Origin of the sequence: Sphingobacterium sp. T2, from assembly GCF_000814685.1 — a bacterium.
Classification (GTDB): Bacteria; Bacteroidota; Bacteroidia; order Sphingobacteriales; family Sphingobacteriaceae; genus Sphingobacterium; species Sphingobacterium thermophilum.
In genome coordinates, this window is sequence record NZ_JXAC01000234.1 from 1 (window position 1) to 3991 (window position 3991).

The window sequence follows — 3991 nt, forward strand, 5'->3', positions numbered from 1 at the left end:
AGAGTTRTTTATWAAGAAATATAGGTCAATACTGGAATTAACTAGAGTATTATAGAATATATTAAATATTACAACGACAAAGGATAAGAACTAATTTAAATGGAATGAGCCCGGTAGAATACCGAGCTCATCATATCAAAAATATTGCATAAATTCGTCCAACTTTTTGGGGGCAGTCCACGTTGTCGGGCTTTATCTTATTGTAATTTGATAAGACGTTTCAGTTGTATCACCGGAATGGTGGTTTTTATGGACATCTGAAATCCTCGCTGTGCAGCCTCATCTGCATATATGCTTACGGTAGAACTTACAGTTCCCACAACATTCCCGTACTTATCCACAACCGGACCTCCACTGGCCCCAACTCCATAGTCTGCCGTAATTTCCATCAAAGGTACTACAGCATGGCGATTCATAACCGATCTACCCATCACGTTGCGTGCTACAATACCTTTTGACCAATAATATAAGTTATGTCGCGGATGTCCCATAACATATACGTCTTCTCCCTGTTGCGCCGTATATGCCCCAAAGGTAATACTTTAAGCTTTTTTCCTTTGGTATCCACACGTACTACAGCGAGGTCATCATCCAAAGAAGAAGCAAGTACTTCCTTAATAAAGAAGATGTCTCCCTCATCGGTCATCACAAAAAGTTCCTTTTTGGTTCCGTTCACTCTATTTCGTGCAGAATCTATTACATGATAGTTAGTGACTATGATACCACCCTCATCAATAATATATCCTGTTGCGGCGGGTGCGACGTGTGTACGATGGCATTTGCCACAATCATATGCATTACCGATAACCACTGTCGATAGCCTCACTCTTCGTGCTAGTTCCACATTCGAAAGCTCCTTCTTACCCACCTGCTGACGTTTAATGTTTACCTGAGAGCCTCCTTCCGCTGTCTAAGCTGGCTTTGGATTTCCTGCTGATTAGTAGCAGGCTCCGAAGCTAGAAGCTTTGTTACTTTAGTCTCCACATCTCCCATATCCATAAAAGCTGGACGGAAATTCTCTTGAAGTTCCTTCTCATAGTTCTGCGCAAAAAGTCTATGGAAGCTTAAGAAGCCTGCAAATAAAAGTGTAAAAAACAATATTTTTCTTTTCATATTTAAGTTAATTTGCCGCAAAGATGCTAAGAAGGCATCAAAGAATATGTAATAATTTTGTTAGGCATGCCCAGAATCCCTTTGTGAGAATGTTTTTCCGCTTTACCTTCTATTATTTGAATTTACTGTTATATTTGCAAGCATACACAACAATACCTTATGAGAAGACTTTCATATTTACTTGTACTATTTTTAGTCTTAGGTAGTTGTAAATCTAAACAAACTACCCATAAAAGTGCACCGGACACCGAATATAAAAATGGTGTGGTAGTAACAGCACATCCTTTGGCCTCAAAAGTGGGATTGGAAATCCTGAAAAAAGGAGGTAACGCAGTTGATGCGGCCATTGCCGTAAAATTTGCTCTTGCCGTAGTCTATCCTAACGCCGGAAACATCGGTGGTGGCGGATTCATGGTATATAGAAGCAACAAAGGAGAGGTGAGCTCTCTAGACTTTAGAGAAAAAGCTCCTTTGGCGGCACACAGAGACATGTATCTGGACAAAGAAGGCAATCCTATCGAAAATTTAAGTATTTATGGACATCTTGCTGCCGGCGTGCCGGGGTCTGTTGCAGGTATGGATGAGGCGTACAAAAAATACAGCTCCCTACCATGGAAGACCCTTCTTCAGCCTGCAATCGAACTGGCAGAAAAAGGGTTCCCTATCACTAAGATGCAAGCCCGTGAATTCAACAAATACAAAGAGTCTTTTGTCAAATATAACCCTAAGGGTGCTGCTATCATTAAAGACGAACCCTGGAAAGAAGGCGACATCTTCGTGCAAAAAGATCTGCCGAAACATTGAAACGTATCGCCGACCAAGGAAGAGATGGCTTCTACAAAGGAAAGACAGCAGACCTTATCGTGGCCGAAATGAAGCGCGGTAACGGTTTAATCACACATAAAGACTTGGAAGAATACCAAGCAGTATGGAGAAAACCTATTGTAGGAGAATACAAAGGGTATAAGGTCATCTCCATGCCCCCTCCCTCAAGTGGTGGCGTAGCACTCTTGGCATTACTTCAGTCGGTAGAAAAATATCCTCTGGCACAATGGGGATTTCAGGCAGATAGCACAGTACGCGCTATGGTAGAGGCCGAACGTCGCGTATATGCAGACCGTGCTACTCACCTCGGCGACCCGGACTTCTACCGTGTTCCGGTGGAGCATCTGACCTCAGCAGAATACAACCGCAGCCGCATGGCCAACGTATCATTGGCAAAAGCTACCCCTAGCGACGAAGTGAAGGCTTCCGTATTCCCTGGCTATGAATCAGAACAAACGACACACTATAGCATTGTAGACAAATATGGCAATGCAGTATCTTTGACGACTACCATCAATGGTTCGTACGGTTCTTGTGTATGGGTACATGGCGCCGGATTCTTGTTAAACAACGAGATGGACGATTTCTCCATCAAGCCTGGAACCCCTAACATGTACGGCCTTCTAGGAGGAAAAGCTAACTCCATAGAACCTGGAAAACGTATGCTGTCGGCCATGACCCCTACCATCATCGAAAAGGACGGCAAGCTTAAGATGGTCGTAGGAACGCCTGGAGGTTCGACAATCATAACTTCAGTATTCCAGACTATCTTGAACGTTTTAGAATTCGGAATGACGGCACAACAATCGGTTAGCGCTCCTCGTTTCCACCATCAATGGAAACCGGACCGTATAGATGTGGAGGCTAAAGCTATCCGCGAAGATATCCGCAAAAGCTTAGAAAAAGACGGATACACCATTCGTCAAAGAGGCCCTATCGGAAGAGTAGAAAATATCGTAGTATTACCTAACGGAAAATATCAAGCCGGAGCAGACCACCGTGGAGATGACACAGCCATGGGATTTTAACGCTCAAATATAAGATGCATCCGAAACGCTAAATGATAGTTAATCATTTAGCGTTTTTTTTACAAATTATCACGCTATCTTTGCAATCAGAATCACACTTACTATAAGCTAACTAAATATTAATAATGGATAACACCCTATTCGAAGACTCTTCATTGAAGTCCCTCCCCTTATCATATTATTCCCGATCTGTAATAAAACTAGAAACTATCATGCTTGAGTATTCTTTATGTGCTGGCTCTACCGAATTAAGATCTGGCTCAAATACGGACGAATATGTCCCTCAAATCGAACAATGGGATAGTGACTTAGGGTGATTAGAATCAAAAGATTTTGAATTATAATTAAAAAGATTTTGAATTATAATTAACATTCCATGCACAAGTATTGTATTATCTTTTTATCAACATCTTCTTTTCTTACTTCTAACATTTGGATGTAAAAAAGCAGATAACGAATTTGTCGCTGATGATGAAAATCTAATGGTACGTCTCACGGGTATTGAAAATGACGAGAATAAAACATTTGACCTCCTTGCCAATACAACAAAAGACACTTACAACCCAGAAGATACAGAAAACAAAATTACCTCTACCCCATTTTCGATTGTTATGTATAGCATTACATCAAATCACCCTTCAGTATCTTCAAAACTTGCTGAAGCCCCTCAATACACTCCCAGCTTCATCCCACTTGGAGAAAATTACACTTATAGGTTAATAATCTATAGTGAGGATTTCTCTACTCTTCATTTCGATGAACAACTTACACCTAAACAGAAACCTAGCATTAAATTAGTGTCAGGAAAATCATATAAATGGTATTGTTATACCATGTCAACAACCTCTGACCTACCACCTTTAAAGGAAGGAAAAATCCAAAGAAACGACATCTTAGGAAAAGATTTAGCCGTAGATTATGGAACTATATATGTTAAACCCAATGAGATAAATTATCTCGATATAAAATTCAAAGAAGATATACTAGACGTAAGATTTAAAAATAAATAACTTTAAAWWTAAGAT

The 3991-nt window shown here is 40.5% G+C and carries 3 protein-coding genes and 2 pseudogenes; 3 read left to right on the top strand and 2 right to left on the bottom strand.

The features are described 5' to 3' along the window. Positions 1–197: 197 nt before the first annotated feature. A pseudogene (locus SD31_RS21420) lies at positions 198–868 on the bottom strand (serine protease). A 17-nt stretch (positions 869–885) separates the two neighbouring features. Beyond that, positions 886–1113: a hypothetical protein gene (locus SD31_RS13005; protein ID WP_039054449.1), complete on the bottom strand. Its 228-nt coding sequence runs from the start codon at positions 1111–1113 to the stop codon at positions 886–888. Positions 1114–1272: 159 nt separating this feature from the next. On the opposite strand from SD31_RS13005, the pseudogene ggt reads away from it, so the two are divergent. From ggt to SD31_RS13015, 3 genes and pseudogenes are all read left to right on the top strand, one after another. Next, positions 1273–2966 (top strand): annotated as a pseudogene (gene ggt / locus SD31_RS13010) (gamma-glutamyltransferase). 125 nt (positions 2967–3091) lie between these two features. Then, positions 3092–3283 carry a hypothetical protein gene (locus tag SD31_RS17650; RefSeq protein ID WP_197053717.1) on the top strand — a complete coding sequence of 64 codons (192 nt, stop codon included), beginning with the start codon at positions 3092–3094 and terminating at the stop codon, positions 3281–3283. A gap of 165 nt (positions 3284–3448) precedes the next feature. Further along, a complete protein-coding gene (locus tag SD31_RS13015) occupies positions 3449–3976 on the top strand; it encodes a hypothetical protein (RefSeq protein ID WP_039054450.1) in 528 nt (175 codons plus the stop codon). Positions 3977–3991 lie beyond the last annotated feature (15 nt).

Coding starts and splice junctions, on each gene's coding strand:
- SD31_RS13005 (WP_039054449.1), bottom strand. CDS start 1,113: ATGAAAAGAAAAATATTGTTTTTTACACTTTTATTTGCAGGCTTCTTA.
- SD31_RS17650 (WP_197053717.1), top strand. CDS start 3,092: ATGGATAACACCCTATTCGAAGACTCTTCATTGAAGTCCCTCCCCTTA.
- SD31_RS13015 (WP_039054450.1), top strand. CDS start 3,449: ATGGTACGTCTCACGGGTATTGAAAATGACGAGAATAAAACATTTGAC.